Below are 17,920 nucleotides of genomic sequence, written 5' to 3'. Positions count from 1 at the left end.
GCAAACATGTACAGCTTTGGAACGGATTTGTCCCGTTCTGGTTGTAAAATTGCGTAAAGTTTAATCGTTGTGCCCGCTTCTCCGGGATTTGCACCTGTCCGGCTTCCTGCCAACGGCGTTACAATCCCGGGTTATCCCGGCTCCCGGACCGATGTCGCAGACCTTACTCGGCGGGGGCGCTTCGCAGGCAGTGGAGTGATGCCGTTCATGGCTGGAGATTCCGACGGAACCACCCGATCACCCCGTATCCTCGCCGTGACCGGTGGCAAGGGCGGTGTGGGCAAGACCTCCGTGGCCCTGAACCTGGCACTGGTGCTGGCACGGCAGGGACATCGCGTGCTGTTGCTGGACGGGGATACCGATCTGGCCAACGTCACCATCATGTTGGGGCAGTATCCCGGGCGCACGCTCGAACACGTCTTCGGCGGGGAGTGCTCACTGGGTGAGGCGATTTTCGAGGCGCCGTTTGGGCTGCATATCCTGCCGGGAGCGTCCGGTGTTGAGCGCTGCATCGGTATCGCCCCATCCGACCGGCTGAGCCTGTTCCGTGGGTTGGCCGCGTTTGAGAAACGCTACGACTACATCCTCATTGATACGGCGGCGGGGCTGCAGGCCAACGTGATGCACATGATCGCCAGCGCCTCGCTGGCCTGCGTGGTGGTGACGCCGGACCCGACGTCGCTCACCGATGCCTTCTCCCTGCTCAAGGTCCTCAAACGTCGCGGCTACAAACGCACCCCGAGTGTACTGGTGAACATGGCGCGCGGCGCGAGTCAGGCCCAGTCCATCTTCCAGCGCTTCTACGCCGCCTGCCAGCGCCACCTGGAGATTCGCCCCCATTACCTGGGGGGCATCTGGCGCGACGAGGCCCTGCGCCGGGCGATTGCCAGTCAGCGGCCGGTGGCGTTGCTGCCGGAAAACGATCCGGCCTGCCGGCAATTCTGGGCCCTGGCGGACATGGTCAAGGTGCGATTCGACCAGGTGGCGCCGCGCCGCGCCGGATTTGCCGCCTACTGGAATCGCCTGGCCGAGCGTCGTCAGCCGGTTTCCGGAGCGTCGCCGGCCGCGCCAGCGCCTCGCCCGGAAATGTCACCGGCCCGGCAGGTCGATGCCCGCTGGCGCGACTGGACCCGGGAGCTGGAATCCCTGCTGGACGCACCGGAAGCGACGCCACTGCAGCGTTACGAGGCCCTGACCAGTTGCTTTGCACTGTTTGGGCGCACGATGGACGAGGACAGCATCGAGATCATCCAGACCGGCCTGGCATCCATGGCCTGGGAGCGACTTCCGCCGGAGCAGCGCAATCAGCTCGCAGCGCATCTCCGTCATCTGGCGGAGCAGGTGGAAGCGCCGTCATCCGACGTGCCGCCTGGCCAGCCGCCGGCACCTGACCGGGCCCTCGACGCGGCAGGCGGACCCCGTTACGATGAAGGTCGATTCGGCAGTCAGGACGGACTGGTGCAGGCCCTGCGGGAGCAGCCGGATCACCTGTCCCTGGACGCCTGGCTGGAGTCGATTGCCCGCGATCGCAACGGTTTTTCGTGATGTCGCGTTGAACGTCGGCAACAGCCATTTCCCACATGCGGCCTGGTTGATGGCTGCTATTCGAAAGATGTCTGAATCTTCACTGTTACCCGATCACAAATCGATTAATTTGTAACCGGACTTTTTTGTTTTCTTGCTCCAGGTCACCAATCTGTCACACCGTGCACCGTAACATGGCCCGACAAATCGTTTCCGAAACCTTTGGGGGCCATCCGCCGTCCGTCGTTGGAGTGCAGGGTGCGGAAGACCTTCTTTTCAAAATCATAGCGTTAGGCTGTTCAGGGTTTTACCTGGTGTCAACCACGCAGGGATTGGCGTAGTTGATGCATTATTCATCAAAGTCGTCTGTTGCTGGTTTCTTCATCGAGAAGGAGTTTCGTCATGCCGTACACCGTTGAACCTAACGGTTCCCTCGTATTGAAAGCGATGCGGGGTAAGCATGTGCTGATTACGGGAACAACCGGCTTCCTGGGCAAAGTTGTACTGGAAAAGCTGATCCGGACAGTACCTGATATCGGAGGGATCCACCTGCTCATCCGCGGTAACCGTCGTTACCCGAACGCCGATGAGCGCTTTATGGGCGAGATCGCATCCTCGTCCGTGTTCGAGCGTCTGAAAATGGAAGATCCGGACGCCTTCGATCTGTTTATTGAAGAGAAAATCCACTGCGTGACCGGCGAGGTGACGTCGCCACGCTTCGGCCTGTCCGAAGAGGCGTTCCAGACCCTGGCGGGGCAACTGGACGTGGTCATCAATTCCGCCGCCAGCGTCAATTTCCGCGAGGAACTGGACAAGGCGCTGCAGATCAACGCGCAATGCCTGCATAACATCATCAACCTGTCCCGTGCCGGCGGCGATCTGCCGGTGGTCCAGGTCTCCACCTGCTACGTCAACGGCATGAATCCCGGCCAGGCCCGGGAGACCGTGGTCAGCCCGGCTCGTGGTGGCATCGAGCAGGGCGCCGACGGCTACTTCGACGTGGACGGGCTGATCCATCTGCTCGAGGACAAGATCGCCGATGTCAAGGCACGCTACTCCGGCCAGACGCTGGAGAAGAAGCTGGTGGAGCTGGGGATTCGCGAAGCCAACCATTATGGCTGGAGCGATACCTACACCTTTACCAAGTGGATGGGCGAGCAGATTCTGGGGCGTGAGCTCCCGTCGTCCGCCCTGACCATCCTGCGTCCGTCCATTATCGAGAGTGCGCTGGAGGAACCGGCCCCGGGCTGGATCGAAGGGGTCAAGGTGGCAGATGCCATCATCCTCGCGTACGCCCGTGAAAAAGTGGTGCTTTTCCCCGGCAAGCGCAGCGGTGTTATCGACGTGATTCCCGTCGACCTGGTGGCCAACAGCATCATCCTTTCCGTCGCCGAAGCGATGTCGGAGAAGCCGAAGCACCGTGTCTACCAGTGCTGTAGTGGCTCCGGCAATCCGATCAGCCTGGGTGAGTTCATCGATCACCTGATGGACGAGGCCAAGGAGAACTACGCCGCCTACGACCGGCTCTTCTATCGCCAGCCACGGCGCCCGTTCATGGCCATCAACCGCAAGGTGTTCGGAGCGGCCATGTCCGGAGCTCGCCTGCCGCTTCAGGTGGCCAACCGGGCCCTCAAGCTGATGGGCAGCGAGCGTGAGCTGCGGGCGTTGCGCAACATCGACACCACGCTGTCGCTGGCCACGATCTTCGGCTTCTACACGGCGCCGGACTACGTGTTCCAGAACGACAAACTGTTGTCGCTGTCGGAGCGTATGGGAGAACTGGACCGCAACCTGTTCCCGGTGGACGCCCGTCGCATCGACTGGGCCACGTACCTGCGCAAGATTCACCTGGCCGGACTCAACAAGTACGCGTTGGGGGATCGCACCCTCTATCGCCTGCGCTCGCGCAAGCAACGCAAGGCCGCCTGATTCCCGGTGGTTTCCAAAGCCTGCTCCCCGGCTTCAGGCGGGGCGCAGGCCGTTTCTGTTTCATCCTCTCTTCTTTTGCTGCCGCGCTTGGATCAGCGCGCTGGACAGCGCTATTCTGACAGCAACGATGTTCCAGCGGGCCGGCGAGAAGGGCCGTTTCCAGGGCGTCCAAATGTCCAGCAATAATAGGACCTTAGTCTAATTCAATCCGGCTGTTGCTGCGTGTTGAACTACGGGAAGGATAGAAGGGCCTGTCTGGCGACGCGACACCCCCTGCTCCCGTCGCCCGCGGCCGGCCGGTCATCTCGACCGGCCCATGCCTCGCACAACTGAGTCGAGCGCATTACCGGATTCGGGGCGCCGATTCGTGTGTTGAGAGTTCCACAGATTCCAATAACGATAAATCCGATCCATAGATCAAGGGGAGCACCATGACAGAACAACACAAAGAGCTATACCCAGTACCCGAGGCGTTCAAGAAGAACGCCCTGATCGACCGGGCCAGGTACGAGGCCATGTACGAACAGTCCGTCAAGGACCCGGAAGCCTTCTGGGGCGAGCATGGCAAACGGCTCGACTGGATCAAGCCCTACACCAAGGTCAAGAACACCACCTACGACTACGATAACCTGTCCATCAAGTGGTTCGAGGACGGCGAACTGAACGCCGCCGCCAACTGCCTCGACCGCCACCTGGAGACGCGCGGCGACGAAACCGCCATCGTCTTCGAGGGGGACGATCCGTCTGTCTCCCGAAACGTGACCTACCGCGAGCTGCACGCCGAAACCTGCAAGTTTGCCAACGTCCTGAAAACCCTGGGTGTGAGCAAGGGCGACGTGGTCACCATCTACATGCCCATGATCGTCGAGACCGCCGTCGCTATGCTGGCCTGTGCCCGTATCGGTGCCATCCACTCGGTGGTCTTCGGCGGCTTTTCGCCGGAAGCGCTGGCGGCGCGGATCCAGAATGGCAACTCCCGCTTCGTGATCACCGCGGATGAAGGCGTGCGCGGCGGCCGTACCATTCCGCTCAAGAAGAACGTCGACAAGGCCCTGGAAAGCGACAAGGTGCCGGATGTCGAGCGTGTTGTCGTTGTGACCCGCACCGGCTCCGACGTGCCCTGGAACAACGACCGCGACGCCCGCTACGAGGACCTGATGAAAGGTGCCTCGGCGGACTGCCCGCCGGAGCCCATGAACGCCGAAGACCCGCTGTTCATGCTGTACACCTCCGGGTCCACCGGAGCGCCCAAGGGGGTGTTGCACACCACCGGCGGTTATCTGGTCTACGCGTCCATGACCCATGAGTACGTGTTCGATTACCAGGACGGCGACGTCTACTGGTGCACCGCCGACTTCGGCTGGATCACCGGCCACAGCTACATTCTCTATGGACCGCTGGCCAACGGCGCCAAGACCCTGCTATTCGAGGGCGTGCCCAGTTATCCGGACGCCTCGCGCATCGGCCAGGTCTGCGACAAGCACAACGTCACCATCCTCTACACCGCGCCGACCGCCGTGCGGGCACTGATGGCCGAAGGCGATCACTGCATGGACGGCACCACCCGCGACAGCCTGCGCCTGTTGGGCTCGGTGGGTGAGCCGATCAACCCGGAAGCCTGGGAGTGGTACTACCGTGTGATCGGTAACGGCAAATGCCCGATCGTCGACACCTGGTGGCAGACCGAGACCGGCGGCATCCTGATCACGCCGCTGCCCGGCGCCACGGACCTCAAACCCGGTTCGGCAACGCTGCCGTTCTTCGGCGTGCAGCCGGCGGTGGTCGACAACGATGGCAACATCCTGGAAGGCAAGACCGAGGGCAACCTGGTGATCCTCGACAGCTGGCCTGGCCAGATGCGCACCATCTACGGCGATCACGAGCGCTTCAAGCAGACGTACTTCAGCACCTACAAGGGGCGCTACTTTACCGGTGACGGTGTGCGCCGCGACGAGGACGGCTACTACTGGATCACCGGCCGGGTGGACGACGTGCTGAACGTGTCCGGCCACCGCCTGGGTACGGCCGAAGTCGAAAGCGCCCTGGTGGCTCACGGTAAAGTGGCCGAAGCCGCTGTGGTGGGCTATCCCCACGACATCAAGGGGCAGGGCATCTATGTCTACGTCACCCTGGTGCAGGGGCAGGAGCCGACGGACGAGCTGCGCAAGGAGCTCGTTCAGTGGGTGCGTCAGGAGATCGGACCGATCGCCTCCCCGGACGTGATCCAGTGGGCGCCCGGTCTGCCCAAGACCCGCTCCGGCAAGATCATGCGCCGTATCCTGCGCAAGATCGCAGCCAACGAGCACGACCAGTTGGGAGATACCTCCACGCTGGCCGACCCGGGTGTGGTCGATGAGCTGATCGCACAGCGCGAGCTCAAGTGACCGGGCTCTGATATCAGGTAGCGATGTGCTCCCTGATGTCGACTCACAAAGCCAGCGGATGCCTGGGGTGTCCGCTGGCTTTTTGCGTTTGATGGCGGGGTGGGTATGAGCGCCGTGCGTGCTATCATTCGCTAAACAGCTGCCACGCGTCCAGGGCAGCATGAGTCGCGACGGACGGAAGGCGGGCCCCTGGGGTTCGCGTCCCACAGGTTGAGAGATTGAAGGAGGCCAATCGCCCGATGGTTCAGCAAATTATTATTGCCGATGATCACCCGCTTTTCCGCGCCGCACTGCGACAGGCTGTGTCCGAAGCCGTGCCGGATGCCGAGATGGTGGAGGTCGACAGTATCAAGACGCTTCAGGCCGCGGTGGAGGAGCATCCGGATGCGGACCTGGTTCTGCTGGACCTGAACATGCCTGGGGCGCACGGTTTCTCCGGCCTGGTGTTCATGCGTGGCCAGTACCCGGGCCTGCCGGTCATGGTTGTGTCTGGTTCCGAGGAGCTGCAGGTGATGCGCCGGTCCATCGACTACGGCGCTTCCGGCTTCATCCCCAAGTCCGCGCCGCTGCCGGAGATCACCGAAGCGATCCGCGATGTCCTGGACGGCGAGGTCTGGTTGCCGGCCGGTGTGGCCGAAAAACTGGAACGCATGCAGGCGGACGTCACCGATTTCTCCGACAAGCTGGCGTCCCTCACGCCCCAGCAGTTCCGCGTGCTGGGCATGTTGGCGGAAGGCCTGCTCAACAAGCAGATCGCCTACGATCTGGATGTGTCCGAGGCGACGGTCAAGGCGCACATCACCGCGGTCTTCCGCAAGCTGGGCGTGCGCAACCGCACCCAGGCGGTGATCGCGATCCAGCAGATGGAAATCGATCCGTCGGATACGTCGTTGTCCGGCAGCTGATCCGGAAATCGGCTCTACGAAAGCCGCCTCATTCGGGGCGGCTTTTCTGTTTCTGGCGGCGTTGATTCGGGTTGCCCTGTGAGCGACCCGGAAGCTAAAGCGCCCGCTACATTGTCCGCGTGGCTATCGGGATGTAAATTCCGAGAGCTGTCTTCCTATCCCGCATGTAGCCGAAACTTTAGTTTCGGAGGAGCCGCCAGGCTCCCACCCTACGCCTCGCTTCCCAATCAACCTTTCGTCATCCGGTTTTTACTGTTTATCTTATAAAAACGTACGCGTGTGCCTTTTTCTTGTCAGGTCTCGGAAAATAAGTATCTCGGTAAATATTTGATCCGGATCAGTTATAGGGCGATTTCATGAAAATGTGATGATTCAGTCATTGATCTGCCACACCGGCTCATGTAATTTCAGCTTACAAATGTACGCTGAAATTTCCGAGGTGCTCCCGTGAATGCGGCTGTAAAACCCGAATCCATCCCCGGCCAGAGCTTTGGCGAGCAGGACGAACGCGCCTTGCGCGATCGCATGCGCAAGGAACTGCCGGCCGATACGTTCAAGAGTGAAACCTGGCGGGTGATCTGGTTCCTGCCCCTGCAACTGGTGATCTGGGGTTGCCTGCTGACCATCCTGATGGCCGGTCTGCCCTGGTACGCCAATCTGGGACTGGGGCTGGTCATGGGCCATACCATTGGTTGCCAGGCGCTGCTGGCGCATGAGGTGCTGCACGGCGCGCTGGGCATGAGCCGGCGCTGGCAGAATTTCTTTGGCTGGCTGGGCTTCGGTCCGCTGATTGCGCCGCCGGAGTTCTGGCGCAAGTGGCACAACTCGATCCACCACGCCCACACCAACATGGGCGATACGGACCCGGACAGCTTCGGCACCCTGCGTCGCTACAAGGCGGACCCGAAGCAGAAGAAGTTTCCCAAGCTGGCGCCGGGATCCGGCACCTGGTACAGCCTCTTCTTCCTGACCTATTCGTTCTCCATGCACGCCCAGATCGTACTCTGGCTGCAGGCGAAGAAGCGTAAGCAGTTCAAGGGGTTCAACCGGCGCCTGGCGATCATCCAGTCCCTGCTGTGCGTGGCGGCCTGGCTGGTGCTGGCGGCGATATCCGGTCCGCTGGCGCTCTTTACCGTGTTGATTCCGTTCATGGTGGCCAACGCGCTGGGGCAGGGCTATATCCTGACCAACCATTTCCTGCGCCCGCAGACGGAAACCAACAACCCGCTGGATAACTCCATGAGCCTGCGGACGAATCCGGTCCTCGATCGGCTGCACTTCCGCTTCAGCCACCACATCGAGCACCACTTCTTCCCGAAGATGCCGTCCACCAAGGCGCCGCGTCTGCGGGAATGGCTGGAAACGCATTATCCGGAGCGCTACGTGGCGCCCACCCATTGGCAGGCGATCAAGCTGCTCTACAAGACGCCACGGGTGTACAAGACGCCCACGGTGCTGGTGGACCCGAACCGGCCCGAGCGCACCGTGGACCTGCTGCCGCTGCAGAAAGCCATGTGCGCAGCCACCTACAAGGGGTCAGCTACCGGTTAGGCCGCGGATGACCGCACCGATGCCGGCGACCGCCGCAATCCCCAGGATCAGCGGTCGCATGGCGCTGAACGGCAGCCGCCTGACCAGCGTCGCCGAGAGCAGGAAGCCCGCCACGACGCCGGGCAGGGTGAGGGCGAAAAGTTTCAGCTCCAGCCAGCCCAGGCGCCCGGCGAAGTACAGGGCGACAATGCTGGTGCAGCTGGCAAACAGGAAAAACGCTGACATATTGGCCCGCACCAGCGGGCCTTTTTCGTTCTGGTAGATCATGGCGATGGGCGGGCCGCCCACGGCCACTACCGTGCCCATATAGCCGCTGGCGGCGCCGGCGATGACGCTGTTGCGTGGGTTCAGCGCCGGCTTGAGTCCCGCCACGCTGAGCAGTACGCCGAACAGGATCAGTCCGCCGAAGACCAGGTCAAAGGCCGCGCCAGTGATAACCGCCAGGGTCAGGCCGGCCAGCGTGGTTCCGACGACACTGCCGCCGATGGCGTAGCGAACCTCGCGAAAACGGATGCTGGCGCGATTGCGCAACAGCAGGAGAATCGCCAGGACCACGGCATTCACCACCAGCGGTCCGGGCACGAACAGCGGGCTGACCAGGAACAGCAGCGGCGCCGACAGGGTGCCGATACCGTAACCGGCGACGCCCTGCAGGCAGGCGCCGGCGAGCAGGAACAGGTTGGCGAGAATCAGGTCGAGCAGGGTGAGGTCGGCGGGGATCATTCAGCGGGCACCAGCACCAGCCGGCCTGGGGCCACTTTCACGTCCACGGGCGCCATACCGATCATGCGCTCGGCGAAGCTGTCCTGGTTGAGCCGGTACACCGGCACCGTCTCCAGCCACTGGGCGACCAGGCGCATCACGTTATCGGTTACCGGCTTGAGATCGCCCTTGAACAGGCTGGATTCGACGGAGCTGTCCAGCAACTGCAGGCGGCGAATGAAGATCGCCTGCTGGTCCGCGTCGTAGACCGGCGCGCCCTCCAGCTTGAGCTTCAGGTCCACCGGCAGTTTGGTCATGAAAGCGTTCACAGCCACCTGGCCCTGGATGTCGAGCACCGCGACCTCGCGGCCATCCGGCCCGAGCGTGATATCCGCCTGGTCCAGTGATACGCTCAGGGGCGATCCCGCTTCCAGCTGTTGGCGGTCGAAGTCTGTCACCGCATCGTGCAGGTAGCCTTCCAGAGTGCTCTCGCTGACCGAGTAGGGCGACAGCGCGGCGCAGCCGGACAGTGTCATGAGAAAGGCGGCAACCGTCAGGAAGCGAGCCAGCGGGGGCAGGCGCATAGGGCGTACTCCGTTTCGAAGAACAGGAACGACCGCCACGGAAACGGGCGGCGGCCGGGAAGCCTTTCATCCTGCCCCATGGCGGCGGACCAGACAAGACGATACAAGCGAGGGGAAGCATTGGGGACACGACCGGCACCACGATTCGACGCGCTCGCCTTCGACCTGGATGGCACCCTGGTTGACTCGGGGCTGGACTTCGCCGCCCTCCGCCGCACCCTGGGGTTTCCCGAGGGCATCGGCCTGCTGGAGCACATCGCCACTCTCGACGACCCGGCGGCCGTCGACCACGCCCACCGTGTGATTCACCGGTTCGAGATGGAAGGCGCCCGGGGCGCGACCTGGATGCCGGGGGCGCGGGAACTCCTGGATCATCTGCGTGACGCGGGCGTGCCGGTGGCGATCCTCACCCGCAACAGCCGAGCCGCCGTGGCGGCCACCGACGCGGCGCTGTCGCTGGGTGTCGAGCTGATCCTGACCCGGGACGACGCACCGCCCAAGCCGGATCCGGCGGGCTTGCTGCACATCGCAGAAACCTTGGGAGTGGCCGCCGACCGTATGGCCTACGTGGGGGATTTCATCGACGACCTGACCACGGCGCGGCGCGCGGGCATGGTCGCCGGCCTCTACCGCAATCATCGCAATTCCGGCTATGCCGATCAGGCGGATTTCGTCGTGCGGCACTTCGATGAGCTGCGCACTCAACAGGCCTGAGCGCCACCGCTCAGTCGTTCTCGGCTTCCGCCTCCACCTGTAATTCATCATCGTCATCGAAGCGCACGTGGATCAGGATCGGCTGGCAGCAGACCTGGCAGTCTTCCACGTAGTCCTGCTCGCGTACACTGGGGTCGACGCTGATCTCCAGCGTCTCCCAGCAATACGGGCATTGAATGTGTGCGGGTTCAAGCATGGTCGCGTGCGGGGCCGCGGGTCGCCCGAGGACGACCCGCCCCGATCAGAACTGCTGTTTGGCCATCCACGGAATGATCCGGTCGAAGGCTTCCTCAATGGTCTCCACCGGCGCCGAGAAACTGAAACGCAGGGCGTTGGCCGTGTGCTCCCCGAAGGCGTCTCCCGGCACCACACAGACCCCGGTTTCCTTCAGCATGCGCAGTGCCAGGTCGGAGCCGTCCACGTGCTTGGGCAGGTCCGGGAATATAAAGAAGGCGCCGCCCGGCTGATAGCCGGTCAGGTGAGGTGTCTGCGCCACCAGATCGACAATGCGGTCGCGCCGTTCCCGGTAGATGCCCACCATGTCGCGAATGCACTGCTGGTCACCGGTCAGCGCCGCGACGCCGGCGAACTGCGAGGGCGTGTTGGCCACCGACGTGGTGAACATGTGATAGCGCCGCAGCGACTTGATGGTGGCCTGGCTGGAGATCACCCAGCCCACGCGCAGACCCGCCATACTGAAGGTCTTGGAGAAGCTGCTGATGCACATGATGTTGTCCAGGTCGACGCTGCAGCGCAGCACGCTGGCGTACTCCTGGTCGTCCAGGATCAGGTGGTCGTAGACCTCGTCGCTGAAGATCTGGATGCCGCGGTAGGCGCATTCCTCGACGATCGTCTCGATGGTGCTGCGAGGGTAGACCGCGCCCGTCGGGTTGTTGGGCGAGTTCAGCACGACGGCAAAGGTGCGCTGCCCCATGGCGGCGATGACTTCGTCCGGATCCAACTGGTGATTGTTCTCGATGCGCGTCGGGATGAACTTCACCTCGCCGCCGTTCATGCGGATCAGCGGTGCGTAAAGCAGAAACGACGGATCGGTCACGATGAACTGCCGGCCCGGTGCGGCGGTGGCGGACAGGGCCAGGTACATGGCCTCGGTGGCGCCGGAGGTGATCAGGATGTTGTCGCGGGTCAGCTTGCGGTCGTAGCGCTTGCTGTAATAGTCGCGCAGGGCCACCAGCAGCTCGGGCAGGCCGGCATCCATGGTGTAGCCGGTCTGGCCGGCCTTGAGGGCGTCGATGTACGCGTCGATCACGTGTGGCGGCGTGGGCAGATCCGGTTGACCGATGGACAGGTGAATCACGTCCTTCATGCTCGCGGCCATATTCACCATGCGCCGGATGCCCGGCACCGGGATGGCCTGCATCGACGGATGCCAGCGGGCCTTGGTCTTACGGTACTTGATCTTGCGCGGTGCAGTGTCGCTGGCTTGGTTCAGCTGTGTTCCATCGGCCATAAACATCTCCTGCTGAAAAAACGGGAAGATGGAATGATGTGCCCGGTCCGCCGGGAACCGGACTCCGCAGTCGGCAACGCACTGGCAACCGGGTCAGGCAGCGCTGCCGGAAAGACGACCTACCACCGCAGATTAGTTTTTATAGGATGCCGGGGCAAGAGGTCTTGAGGCGGGTTTGTCCGCCGCATGACGCGCCTGGTTGACCCCGGCAAACACGCCGGACACACTCAGGGAAGACGAGCCGCTGGATGCGGCTCCGGGGCATGGTCCGGGCGGCGGTGTAATCTGCCCGGCCAGCGATTCTCTGTATCAATCGATGAGGCCGACGATGACATCTTCCGCAGACAAGCCGATTGTGACTGTCCTCACTGCTCCGGACGAAAAGGAGCCGCCGGGGCTGGATGCCTTGCGGCAGCGGGCGGAGGTGCGCTTTGCCTCCGACGAAGCCAGCCTGCGCGAGACGCTGCCCGGTACCCGGGTGATGATGGTGACCGATTTTCGCACCGAGGCCCTGGCTGCCGCCTGGCCCACGGCGGATAAGCTGGAGTGGATCCACGCCACCAGCGCGGGGGTGGATGCCCTGATGTTTCCCGCCCTGATCGACGGCGATGTGACCGTCACCAACGCCCAGGGCATTTTTGACCGCACCATTGCCGAATACGTGCTCTGCTCAATCCTTATGTTCTGCAAGGATTTTCCCAAATCCATCCGGTTGCAGCAGGCGCATGAGTGGAAACACCGTGAAACCGAGCGCGCCCAGGGGCAGCGATTGCTGGTGGTGGGAGCCGGTTCCATAGGGCGTCAGATTGCGCGGTTGGCAGCGGGCGTGGGTCTCAACGTGCACGGCACCGCTCGCACCGCCCGTCAGGACGATCCGGATTTCGAGGCTGTGCACAGCAACGAGGCGCTGGTCGAACAATTGGGCCTGGCGGATTTCGTGGTGGTGGCGGCGCCGTTGACGCCGCAGACCCAGGGGCTTTTCGATCGCAAGGCGTTCCAGGCGATGAAGCGCAGCGCGCGCTTTATCAATATCGGCCGAGGCCCCATCGTACGCACCGACGACCTGGTGGCGTCGCTGCAGGCCGGCGAGATTGCCGGCGCCTGTCTGGACGTGTTCGAGGAAGAGCCGCTGCCCCCGGAACACCCGCTGTGGGACATGGACAATGTGCTGACCACCGCGCATATGGCGGGGGATTTCATCGGCTGGCGTGCGGCGCTGACCGATCAGTTCCTGGATAATTTCGACCGCTGGCAGATGGGCGAAAGCCTGTTCAACCGGGTCGACAAGAAGCTGGGCTACGCCGCGAAGTAGGGCGGCGCAGCCCCGTGAATCGCCGCATCAGGCCTGGATGCGGTTGCGCACCGCTTCACCAACAACCCGGGTGGGGCGGCGCTCACCGCCATTTTCAGCCAGGTCCGCCGCCATCGCCTCATAAAGCGCATCGGCGGCGGACTGCAGTTTGCCGTCACCATCACTGGCCAGCCACTGCAGCATCCGCGCGGTGGTGAACAGCATGGCGGTGGGGTCCGCCAGGCCCTGGCCGGCAATATCCGGTGCGCTGCCGTGGGTGGGCTCGAACATCGACGGCATCGTGGGATCGTCCGGGTTCAGGTTGCACGACGGCGCGACGCCCATGCCGCCGGACAGCACCGCCGCCAGATCGGTGAGAATGTCCCCCTGCAGATTGCTCGCCACCACCACATCGAACGCCCACGGGCACTGCACGAACTTCATGCAGGCGGCGTCCACCAACTCGTGGTGGGTCGCCACGTCCGGGTATTCCGCCGCGATGGCCTCAAAAGCCTCGGTGTAGAGATCGCCCCAGTAGCGCAGGGCGTTGCGTTTGGTGATGATGCACACCTGGCTTTCGCAGGTGCGTCCGTCGATGGTTTCAAACTGACGCGTCTGGCCGGCTTCAGCCCGCGCCCTGGCCCGGGAGCGGGCCTGCTCGAAACCGTAACGGATGATGCGGTCGGTGGCGCGCCGGGTGAAGACTTCCATCTGGGTGGCGACTTCGTCCTCGGAACCCGGCCGCAAGCGGCCGCCCTGGGCCACGTACTCGCCTTCGCTGTTCTCGCGGATCACCAGCATGTCGATGTCTTTGGCGCGCTCGTCCGCCAGGTATTGGCGGGCACCGGGCAGCAGGCGCGCGGGGCGTTCGCAAACCCACTGGTCGAAGCCCTTGCGCATCTGCAGCAGGGGCGCCAGGGAGATGCTGTCCGGCAACAGGTAGCGGTTCGGGTCTTTCAGCGGGCCGGGATCACCCAGCGCGCCCAGCAGGATGGCGTCGAAGGCGCGCAGCTGTTCCAGCGCGTCCTCCGGCATGATTTCGCCATGGGTCTTGTGCCACTGGTGAGATGGCCAGCCGAACACGTCCCAGTCCAGATCCAGTTGAAACCGGTCGCGCAGCAGCGTCAGGCACTCGATGGCCTGGTCGATGACTTCCGGTCCGATCCCGTCGCCGGGGGTGATCGCGATTCGATGGGGTGATGCCATGGTATTCCATCCTTGTTCCGTTGTTGGCGAGCGTGCTGTCGCAGCCGTGGGAAATGTCCCCCAGTGTAGCCTTGCTGAGGGCTGCTGTAAGGGGGGGGTGATTGCTCGGGTTGGCGTTTATAGCCTAAGCTTCGTTTTTCGCAGCTCAGGAGACGCTCGTCGGATGATCTATCGCGTTGTGGTTCTGGTTGTTGGCATCCTGCTGGTTGCTGCTCTATATGGCCTGATCTGGTGGCAGTCGCGGGCCTTCCTGCGTCGCCACGGTGTTGATGACCAACTGGCCGATCGCTCCACGGTGCTGGCGACCTGGACCTTCGCGGGCGTCGCGGTGGGGCTCGTGTTTGCCGTGTTCGGCGCCTTCGTGCTGGGCCCCTGGGCCTTCTATCGGACCGCACGGGCCCATGACGTGCCGGTCTCCGACGGCGCCGCCGTGGGCTGGGGGTTCCTGATCGTGGTGATCAGCCTGGGACTGTCCGCCGGCGGTATGCTGGTGATGCTGAACCTGGTCGGCGCCTTCTAGTGTTCCGGCGCTGCGTGGCCTCCGCTAGATAGCGGCCACCCGGTGCAACTGCTGCCGGAACCAGAGCAGCGCCGGTTCTTTCTCGTACGCCGAATGCCAGTAAAGGTGTACGTTCAGCGGCTGCATGTCGGTCGGCAGCGGCATCACCCGTACCTGCGCCTGCTGCTCGATCATTTGGGCGTAGGTTTCCGGCATGGTCACCAGCAGGTCGGTCTGTTCGGCGACGCGGCAGGCGGCGTAATAGTGCTGGCAGCGCAGGGCGATGCGCCGGTGCACCCCGAGCCGCGACAGCTCGAAATCCTCGATGCCGGGCCCCTCGGTGCGCGATGACACCAGCACGTGCCGGGCCGCCAGATACGCGTCCAGCGTCAATCCTCCCTCCAGGCCGGGGTAATGCCGGCCCGCCACGACCACCAGCCGGTCCCGTCGCAGCAGTTCGTGGGCCGTCTGGTTGCTCACCGGCAACAGCACATCCACCGCGAAATCGATCTTGCCCGAGGCCAGCTGCGTCTCCATTTCCCGCCGCGCGATGCGCTGGCTCACCACGTCCACCTCCGGATAGGCCTCCAGGTTGTGCATCAACTGCGGCAGGAAGGTGGATTCCAGAATGTCCCTCAGGCCCAGCGAGAAGGTCTTGGGCTGGCGCGCCGGGTCGAAGGCGTGGAACTGGTTGACCGCGCTCTGGATCTGGGTCAGGCCCGGGCGCATGGACTCGGCGAAACGCCGGGCCAGTGGGGTGGGTACCATCTGGTTGCCCTGGCGCGTGAACAGAGGGTCGCCAAAGTGTTCGCGCAGGCGCGACAGGGAATGGCTCACCGCCGGCTGGGTCAGGTGCAGGGCGCGGGCGGCGCGGGTCAGGCTGCCCTCCCGGTAGATGGTGTCGAAAACGTGCAGCAGGTTCAGGTCGAGTCGGCTCATAATAAGTACAGTTTATATGAAACGATAAGAATAATTCAGTCGTCTAATGCGGTTGAGCGAACGTAGACTGCCTGAACTGTTGGAGCGCGACGGATAGGCCGCCGCGCTGTCTACGATTTTCGGCCCGGAGCACTCGCTATGGACTTCAGCCCCTCGGAAAAAGGTCTGGACTACCTCAATCGCGTCAAGGCGTTTATCCGCGATGAGATTCAACCCATCGAAGCCACCTATTACGCGGACATGGCGTCGCTGGACAACCGCTGGGTGGAGCTGCCCATCATCGCTGAGCTCAAGGCCAGGGCCCGCGAACAGGGGCTGTGGAACCTGTTCCTGCCGGATGAGGAATACGGCTGCGGCCTGACCAACGCCGACTACGCCATGATCGCCGAGGAAACCGGACGCAGCTTTATCGCGCCGGAGATCTTCAACTGCAACGCGCCGGACACAGGCAACATGGAAGTGCTGATCAAGTACGGCTCCGAAGCGCAGAAGGACGCCTGGCTGGGCAAACTGCTGGCCGGCGAGGTGCGCTCCGCGTTCTGTATGACCGAGCCGGCAGTGGCGTCCTCCGATGCCACCAATATGGCCGCCACCGCGATCGTGGAGGGCGACGAGGTGGTGCTCAACGGGCGCAAGTGGTGGAGCACCGGCATTGGCCATCCCAAATGCGAAGTACTGATCTTCATGGGCCTGACCGATTCCGAGGCGCCCAAGCACCGTCAGCATTCCATGGTGCTGGTGCCCAAGGACACGCCGGGCGTGACGGTCGAGCGCATGTTGCCCGTGTTTGGCTCCTACGACGAACCCTACGGTCACGGCGAAGTCAGCTTCGACAACGTGCGCCTGCCCAGGAGTGCCATCATCGTCGGGCCGGGCAAGGGCTTCGAGATCGCCCAGGGCCGGCTGGGGCCGGGACGGGTGCACCATTGCATGCGCGCCATTGGCGCCGCCGAGCGGACCCTGGAAATCCTGATCCAGCGGGCCATGACCCGCGAAGCCTTCGGCAAGCCCCTGGCCAAACTGGGCGGCAACCCGGACATCATTGCCAACGCCCGCATGGCCATTGAACAGGCCCGCCTGCTGACCCTGAAATGCGCCTGGTTGCTGGACACCCAGGGCATCATGGGCGCGCTGAGCGAGGTGGCCATGATCAAGGCGGTGATCCCGCAGATGCTGCAGACCATCGTCGACAACGCCATCCAGATCCACGGCGGTGCCGGGGTCAGCGACGATGACTTCCCGCTGACCCAGCTGTTCGCCTACGCCCGCGTGCTGCGTCTGGCGGATGGACCGGATGAGGTGCACCGTGGCACCGTAGCCAAGCTGGAACTGAAAAAATACGCCCAGTAATCGCTTCACGAATAACAACAGGACAACCACATGACAAAACGCGTTTTTATCACCGGCGGCGCCAGCGGCCTGGGCCGGGCGATGGCCCTGCGCTACGCCCGGGAAGGGGCCCGGGTCTGCATCGGCGATATCCAGCCGGAGCAGGGCGAAGCCGTCGAACGGGAGATCAGCGAAGCCGGCGGCGAGGGCCTGTTCCTGCCCTGCGACGTGCGCCGCATTGCCGACCTGGAACAGGTGAAGGAGCAGCTGGTGGCGCGCTGGGGCGGCGTGGACGTGGTGGTGAACAACGCCGGCGTGGCCTCCAGCGGCAGCATCGAAGGCACCACGCTGTCGGACTGGGAGTGGATCCTCGACATCAACGTGATGGGCGTGGTGCGCGGCTGCAAGGTGTTCACGCCGCTGTTCAAGCAGCAGAAGCAGGGCGCTTTCGTGAACATCGCCTCCATGGCGGGACTGATGCTGGCGCCGCTGATGGGCAGCTACAACGTGTCCAAGGCCGGCGTGATCGCCCTGTCCGAAACCCTGAGTATGGAGCTGCGCGATCACGGCGTCCGCGTGAGCTGCGTGTGCCCGGCGTTCTTCCCCACCAACCTCACCGATTCCATGCGTTCGGAAATGCCGGGCATGGACGCCAACGTCAAGAAGCTGATGAAGCGCTCCGGCATGACCGCCGAGCAGGTCGCCGACGACATTGTGCGTGCTGAAGAGAAAGGGGAATTCTGGGTCCTGCCCCACGCCAAGGAACGCCGCATGTGGATCCTCAAGCGCCACGCGCCCTGGGCCTTTGACTGGTTGATGCACCAGGAGAGCAAGCGCTGGATCCGTAAATTCGGGGGCGCCGCCTGAGCGGTCCCCACGGCAAGGAGACAAG

At 63.4% G+C, this 17,920-nt stretch carries 16 protein-coding genes; 10 read left to right on the top strand and 6 right to left on the bottom strand.

Translation table 11 applies throughout. The annotated features are described in order from the left end of the window. The first annotated feature begins 207 nt into the window (after positions 1 to 207). From GQB00_RS15200 to GQB00_RS15180, 5 genes are all read left to right on the top strand, one after another. Positions 208 to 1,545 carry a MinD/ParA family ATP-binding protein gene (locus GQB00_RS15200; protein WP_165856958.1) on the top strand — a complete coding sequence of 446 codons (1,338 nt, stop codon included), beginning with the start codon at positions 208 to 210 and terminating at the stop codon, positions 1,543 to 1,545. Positions 1,546 to 1,926: 381 nt separating this feature from the next. Continuing rightward, positions 1,927 to 3,453, top strand: a complete 1,527-nt coding sequence (locus GQB00_RS15195) for a fatty acyl-CoA reductase (protein WP_165856957.1) — start codon at positions 1,927 to 1,929, stop codon at positions 3,451 to 3,453. Between the two features lie 431 nt (positions 3,454 to 3,884). Continuing rightward, positions 3,885 to 5,837: an acetate--CoA ligase gene (acs, locus tag GQB00_RS15190; RefSeq protein ID WP_165856956.1), complete on the top strand. Its 1,953-nt coding sequence runs from the start codon at positions 3,885 to 3,887 to the stop codon at positions 5,835 to 5,837. 239 nt (positions 5,838 to 6,076) lie between these two features. Continuing rightward, entirely contained in the window at positions 6,077 to 6,742 is a 666-nt protein-coding gene (locus tag GQB00_RS15185) for a response regulator transcription factor (protein ID WP_111497510.1), read from the top strand. A 447-nt stretch (positions 6,743 to 7,189) separates the two neighbouring features. Further along, positions 7,190 to 8,293, top strand: coding sequence for a fatty acid desaturase family protein (locus GQB00_RS15180; protein ID WP_165856955.1), 1,104 nt, complete (start codon positions 7,190 to 7,192; stop codon positions 8,291 to 8,293). Here the strand turns inward: GQB00_RS15180 and GQB00_RS15175 are convergent. Both GQB00_RS15175 and GQB00_RS15170 read right to left on the bottom strand, forming a co-directional pair. Further along, positions 8,279 to 9,016, bottom strand: coding sequence for a sulfite exporter TauE/SafE family protein (locus GQB00_RS15175; RefSeq protein ID WP_111497512.1), 738 nt, complete (start codon positions 9,014 to 9,016; stop codon positions 8,279 to 8,281). The two genes, GQB00_RS15180 and GQB00_RS15175, sit on opposite strands and share 15 nt — an antisense overlap. Next, positions 9,013 to 9,579, bottom strand: a complete 567-nt coding sequence (locus GQB00_RS15170) for a DUF1439 domain-containing protein (RefSeq protein WP_111497513.1) — start codon at positions 9,577 to 9,579, stop codon at positions 9,013 to 9,015. The genes GQB00_RS15175 and GQB00_RS15170 overlap by 4 nt, the downstream gene beginning before the upstream one ends. Positions 9,580 to 9,699: 120 nt before the next feature. Between GQB00_RS15170 and GQB00_RS15165 the strand changes: the two genes are divergently transcribed. Further along, positions 9,700 to 10,293 carry an HAD family hydrolase gene (locus GQB00_RS15165; RefSeq protein ID WP_228276822.1) on the top strand — a complete coding sequence of 198 codons (594 nt, stop codon included), beginning with the start codon at positions 9,700 to 9,702 and terminating at the stop codon, positions 10,291 to 10,293. Positions 10,294 to 10,303: 10 nt separating this feature from the next. Here the strand turns inward: GQB00_RS15165 and GQB00_RS15160 are convergent, their stop codons facing one another. Together GQB00_RS15160 and GQB00_RS15155 are read right to left on the bottom strand one after the other, a co-directional pair. After that, positions 10,304 to 10,489 carry a CPXCG motif-containing cysteine-rich protein gene (locus GQB00_RS15160; protein ID WP_111497515.1) on the bottom strand — a complete coding sequence of 62 codons (186 nt, stop codon included), beginning with the start codon at positions 10,487 to 10,489 and terminating at the stop codon, positions 10,304 to 10,306. A 45-nt stretch (positions 10,490 to 10,534) separates the two neighbouring features. Beyond that, entirely contained in the window at positions 10,535 to 11,764 is a 1,230-nt protein-coding gene (locus tag GQB00_RS15155) for a pyridoxal phosphate-dependent aminotransferase (protein ID WP_111497516.1), read from the bottom strand. A 328-nt stretch (positions 11,765 to 12,092) separates the two neighbouring features. Here GQB00_RS15155 and GQB00_RS15150 point away from each other — a divergent pair, with 328 nt between their 5' ends. Next, positions 12,093 to 13,076, top strand: coding sequence for a D-2-hydroxyacid dehydrogenase (locus GQB00_RS15150; RefSeq protein WP_165856953.1), 984 nt, complete (start codon positions 12,093 to 12,095; stop codon positions 13,074 to 13,076). A gap of 27 nt (positions 13,077 to 13,103) precedes the next feature. Here GQB00_RS15150 and GQB00_RS15145 read toward each other — a convergent pair whose 3' ends face one another. After that, positions 13,104 to 14,261 (bottom strand): isocitrate/isopropylmalate dehydrogenase family protein, encoded by a 1,158-nt coding sequence (locus GQB00_RS15145; protein ID WP_165856952.1) that lies wholly within the window; start codon positions 14,259 to 14,261, stop codon positions 13,104 to 13,106. Between the two features lie 163 nt (positions 14,262 to 14,424). On the opposite strand from GQB00_RS15145, the gene GQB00_RS15140 reads away from it, so the two are divergent. Then, positions 14,425 to 14,781 carry a hypothetical protein gene (locus tag GQB00_RS15140; RefSeq protein ID WP_165856951.1) on the top strand — a complete coding sequence of 119 codons (357 nt, stop codon included), beginning with the start codon at positions 14,425 to 14,427 and terminating at the stop codon, positions 14,779 to 14,781. 24 nt (positions 14,782 to 14,805) lie between these two features. Here GQB00_RS15140 and GQB00_RS15135 read toward each other — a convergent pair whose 3' ends face one another. Continuing rightward, positions 14,806 to 15,699, bottom strand: a complete 894-nt coding sequence (locus GQB00_RS15135; RefSeq protein ID WP_111497520.1) for a LysR family transcriptional regulator — start codon at positions 15,697 to 15,699, stop codon at positions 14,806 to 14,808. A gap of 138 nt (positions 15,700 to 15,837) precedes the next feature. Here GQB00_RS15135 and GQB00_RS15130 point away from each other — a divergent pair, with 138 nt between their 5' ends. Beyond that, positions 15,838 to 17,049: an acyl-CoA dehydrogenase family protein gene (locus GQB00_RS15130; protein ID WP_165856950.1), complete on the top strand. Its 1,212-nt coding sequence runs from the start codon at positions 15,838 to 15,840 to the stop codon at positions 17,047 to 17,049. 30 nt (positions 17,050 to 17,079) lie between these two features. Next, positions 17,080 to 17,895, top strand: a complete 816-nt coding sequence (locus GQB00_RS15125) for an SDR family oxidoreductase (RefSeq protein WP_111497522.1) — start codon at positions 17,080 to 17,082, stop codon at positions 17,893 to 17,895. Positions 17,896 to 17,920: the final 25 nt, after the last annotated feature.

Origin of the sequence: Marinobacter sp. JSM 1782161, assembly GCF_011421605.1 — a bacterium.
Lineage (GTDB): Bacteria > Pseudomonadota > Gammaproteobacteria > Pseudomonadales > Oleiphilaceae > Marinobacter_A > Marinobacter_A bohaiensis.
The sequence above is the reverse complement of the archived record's forward strand: the minus strand, read 5'-3'. Positions and strand labels throughout refer to the sequence as shown.